3 protein-coding genes and 2 pseudogenes are annotated in these 4,043 nt (G+C 36.3%); all 5 read right to left on the bottom strand.

Translation table 11 applies throughout. From position 1 onward, the window contains the following. Positions 1-289: 289 nt before the first annotated feature. The 5 genes and pseudogenes from DWX73_RS15845 to DWX73_RS12885 all read right to left on the bottom strand — a co-directional run bounded on the left by DWX73_RS15845 (position 290) and on the right by DWX73_RS12885 (position 3,799). Positions 290-862 carry a recombinase family protein gene (locus DWX73_RS15845; RefSeq protein ID WP_442872002.1) on the bottom strand — a complete coding sequence of 191 codons (573 nt, stop codon included), beginning with the start codon at positions 860-862 and terminating at the stop codon, positions 290-292. Beyond that, positions 863-1,282 (bottom strand): annotated as a pseudogene (locus DWX73_RS15840) (recombinase family protein); the annotation flags it as partial. Between the two features lie 272 nt (positions 1,283-1,554). Beyond that, positions 1,555-2,224: pseudogene (locus tag DWX73_RS15665) on the bottom strand (plasmid recombination protein); the annotation flags it as partial. A gap of 258 nt (positions 2,225-2,482) precedes the next feature. Then, positions 2,483-2,716 carry a hypothetical protein gene (locus tag DWX73_RS12890; RefSeq protein WP_003019356.1) on the bottom strand — a complete coding sequence of 78 codons (234 nt, stop codon included), beginning with the start codon at positions 2,714-2,716 and terminating at the stop codon, positions 2,483-2,485. A 72-nt stretch (positions 2,717-2,788) separates the two neighbouring features. Further along, the gene (locus DWX73_RS12885; RefSeq protein WP_118349090.1) at positions 2,789-3,799 is read right to left on the bottom strand and encodes an AAA family ATPase; all 1,011 of its coding nucleotides are present in this window, start codon (positions 3,797-3,799) and stop codon (positions 2,789-2,791) included. Between the last annotated feature and the right edge of the window lie 244 nt (positions 3,800-4,043).

The raw sequence follows: 4,043 nt of genomic DNA, 5'->3' as shown, positions 1-4,043 counted from the left end.
CACTCAGACGGGTTTGCTGTGCAACTAAACTTGTATGAGATTTCATAACTCACCTCCTGTAGCAAAGTCAAAAAAGTTGAGTACTAAACTATTTGGACTTTGTAGTGATGAGTCTATTATCTCACATCGGATGATTTTGAACAGGTACTCGCTATTTTGCGTTTACTGCTAAACGTAATTCCACTTTGATTTATAAAAATATCTGGGTTTGTATTTGTGTTAATATCAATAACTTCAAGATTAATTTTAGAAAAATCGATTGCCATAAATAATTCCTTTCCGCTTGAATCTAGTCAAGCTCTTTATTTTCTAAGATTTTTATTACAATATCTCGTTCTTCCTTTGTCCAGCTCGTATCAATTAAAATGAATCCTCTTAAAACTCCATTTTTTACTTTCGACACTGTGAATTTCTTATTTAGTTTGACTATCTGCTTTTTATTTTTACCATATTTTCCAGAAGAAAGAAGTTCTTGTGCCTTGTCCCAAGTTTTCTTATTAATTATAGCTGGATGATTATTTTCCCAAAAATACTGTGGTAAAACTTCGTTATTTTTTACAGTTTTATGGGTGAGATAATCTTTTGAATAAGTTTTTTGGTATAGTACATTTCCACAGTATTTTTCATTAGATAAAATACTGCGAACAGTTGCTGATTTCCAATATTCCATATTTTTAGGAGAACGAATACCTTGCTCTGTAAGAAAATCTGCAATTTCCTGTGGTGATCCACCTTCTAAAAAACATTCATAAATATATTGAGCAATTTTTGCTTCAGCTGGTTCTATTTTAATTCTACCGGAATAATCACGATAATAACCAATGGTATTATGTACAGAAAATTTATATAGACCCTCTTGCATGCGATAACGTATACCTTCTTTGATTGCGATGCTTTTTTGTTGACTTTCAAGTTCTGCTAGTGCTGAAAGAATAGATATTACTAATTTATTTTTACCATCACTCGTATTTATTCCTTCTGATTCAAAATTAACTGCAACAGGCGGAGACAAATTGCTAAGTTTTCGTAGTGCTGTTAAAATATCAACTATATTTCTACCAAAACGACTTATGCTTTTTGTTAGGATTAAATCTAATTTTCCTTTTTCTGCATCTGTCATCATTTCTTGAAATCCTTTTCGCCTTTCTACTGAAGTACCACTAACTCCTTCATCTGAATAAATTTTTACTAACTCATAATTTGGATTGTTTTCGATAACAGATTTAAAATGTTGTACCTGCATTTCAAAACTACCTACTTGTGCTTCTTCTGCAGTACTAACTCTACAATATGCTCCTACTCTTATTTTTTTTGCATCTTGAAATGCATAGATTTTCCTTTCAGGCATAATAACTGTACCTTTACGCTCACCTCTGCGATTTTGAGCGATTGTGTCCTGTATATATTTCTTTTCCTGTTCTCGTTTGTTGTTTTTTTCAACCCTTTTAATTACCGCATCTCTCTCTTTTTCTGCCTGTTCTTTTTCCTTTTGGATCTCATCCACACATTCACTGATATCATGCAAATCATGTTCCAATAAATTCTTATGTTCCGTTAATTCTTCTACTTCCTGTTCTCGAACCTTTTTCTTGTAATCCAATACAGAAAGATGTGGTTCATGAGTTCCTTTCTGATCCCATTCTATCTCATTTTCCCTCATGACCATGGCTAATTTTTCCTTTTCTGATTGTACCCATTGATTTAGCTCCGTCTCACTTCTGGAACCACCTTTAAATCCTAATGACGATAAGGCTTGTTTTAAAGATACTCTTGTATCAAGTCCTCGCTTACTTCCTGTAACATAGGGGATAAAATCAATATGTAGATGCGGTGTTGCTTCGTCTAAATGCAGATGAGCAGCAAATACTCGCAACGTAGGATTCCGTTCTTGAAATCCTTTCATGTATTCATCTAATATTTTTGCAGCAAGTTGTCCTTCCATCGTTTCTGATCCCATATTGTCTTTATCACCGATCTGAAGGATAACCTCATGAAATAATTTTTCTTGTTTCCCGGAACGTATCTTTTCGTAGTAATCATCTATCTTACGATCTTTTCGAGTCTGTTTATCATTGTAACGCTTCAAGGCGTCGTCAAATAATTCATGATATACGTCTTTGATATCTTCATTACAATATTCAACATTCCAATGAGTTCTGTTCGGATCCGTATTCTTTGCATGAAATTTTCTACTATTATGGTTCAGGGAGCCTTTTCCTGTCATAAAACTAATCGTCCTCTTCAATAAATCTCCTTTCATTCATTTTAAAACGCCAGATATGGCGATTATGTTTTGTTACTTTTGTCAAAAGTAACGCAAAAGCACTTTCGACAGCCTAACGTCCATCAAAAGTACCCTTGCGCCCTGCCGGGAGCTTTCAAATCAGCCAGTACTGTATCGGCTACACCCTACAGCAATTCTCCTTGTTTGGTATGATACAGGTGCGTGCCACGCTCCTGTTCTATATTCCCAAAACAAACATCACCATCGATAACTGGCTGACACTCCACGCTTATCTAAATATTCCTGTCGTGCTTTCTCCTGCTCTTCCTCAGAAGGAGCAGTCTTATACTTCGTATAGAGTTCATGTCTGACTAATGCATCCAATTTTTCTTCCAAGCCATTTCGAATATCTTCTTCATACTGATCATCTGAACCCAAATGATAAAAGATCAATTTTCGAAACAGTTCATAATCAATCTGTACTTTTTTCATCACTTCACTCCTTTTTAATCAAGGTGGCAAGATTCCCTATTCTTTAAGATATGGTAATCTTGCCATCTTCCTTTACTCTTCTTGTAACATCCAGAACCATTTATTTCCTATTTTCACAGAATCAATCTGTAATTCCTTCTTCGCATTCCAAAGTGTTTTCTTTTTAATTCCTCGTTCTTCTGCTTCTTCCGCTATTTTTGTCTGTTCCATTGATCCATTTGCTAAGATCTCTTTTAAAAATTCTTTCGCACTTCGGATCTTTTGCCCTCGCCCATCACCAGACAATAAGTCCTCTGCACTGATGTCATATTTTCCAATCCAATGAAATCCTTTTTCTTTGTCTAATCGAAAGGCGATAGCATCTCCTTCCGGAGCAAGAGAACTCTTTACATGACAGATCACTCGGATTTCCGGTTCATCTTTCACTCTTCCAACAATCAACACGCTTCTTGCTGCCGCTTGAAAGTCAATAGAACCCAATCCACGATAGGATGATTTTCCATTACTATTTTTATTCATATGACCGATCAGAATAATGGCACATTGATATTTTTCTGCTAATACAGAGATTCTTTTCATCAATGGGCGAATCTCATTTGCCCTATGCATATCAACACCAGCCCCTAGAAAGCCTTGAATTGGATCTAATACTACAAGTCTTGCTTTCGTCTGTATGATCGCTTCTTCCAGCCTTGCATCTACCATTGTTAATGGCTGATCCTGGTCATCAATCACCAAGACTCTGGAACAATCTGCCCCTGTCGCTAACAATCTCGGTTTGATCGTATCGCCCAGTCCATCTTCAGCTGTTTGATAAATCACATTGATTGGCTCTACACCTGTCTCTTCAGATTTTCCTTCGCTTGTCTCACTTAATATTGCTTCTCCTTTTGTTAATTTTGCTATGATCTGCAACACCACAGTAGTCTTCCCCTCTCCAGGATCTCCCTGAATAATGGTGACCTTCCCATATGGTATGAAGGGATAAAAGAGCCATTCGATTTCTTCCACTTCAACCTGATCCATGTGGATCAATTTCAGGCATGGTTCTGCCTTTTTTACTTCTCTATAATTATCTTCCATTTCCACCTCCTGCCCAACCGGGCAAGTCCCTGGCAAACAGAATTTAACAATTGTTGCAACAACAATTTTGTGATATACTCCCATCTTTGACAGTTGAAAAATGAAAATGCGGCTACAAGTCCAGTAAACATGGGTGGTGTAGCCGTTTTCTTGTTTGCAACGATATGTGCTATTTTTCTATTTTTTCTGTTTTGTTTCTTTTATGATCGTCCTCATAGTAGATTTGCGTATGAATTCATAATCC

Origin of the sequence: Coprococcus sp. AF21-14LB (genome assembly GCF_003458885.1) — a bacterium.
Lineage (GTDB): Bacteria > Bacillota > Clostridia > Lachnospirales > Lachnospiraceae > UBA9414.
The sequence above is the reverse complement of the archived record's forward strand: the minus strand, read 5'-3'. Positions and strand labels throughout refer to the sequence as shown.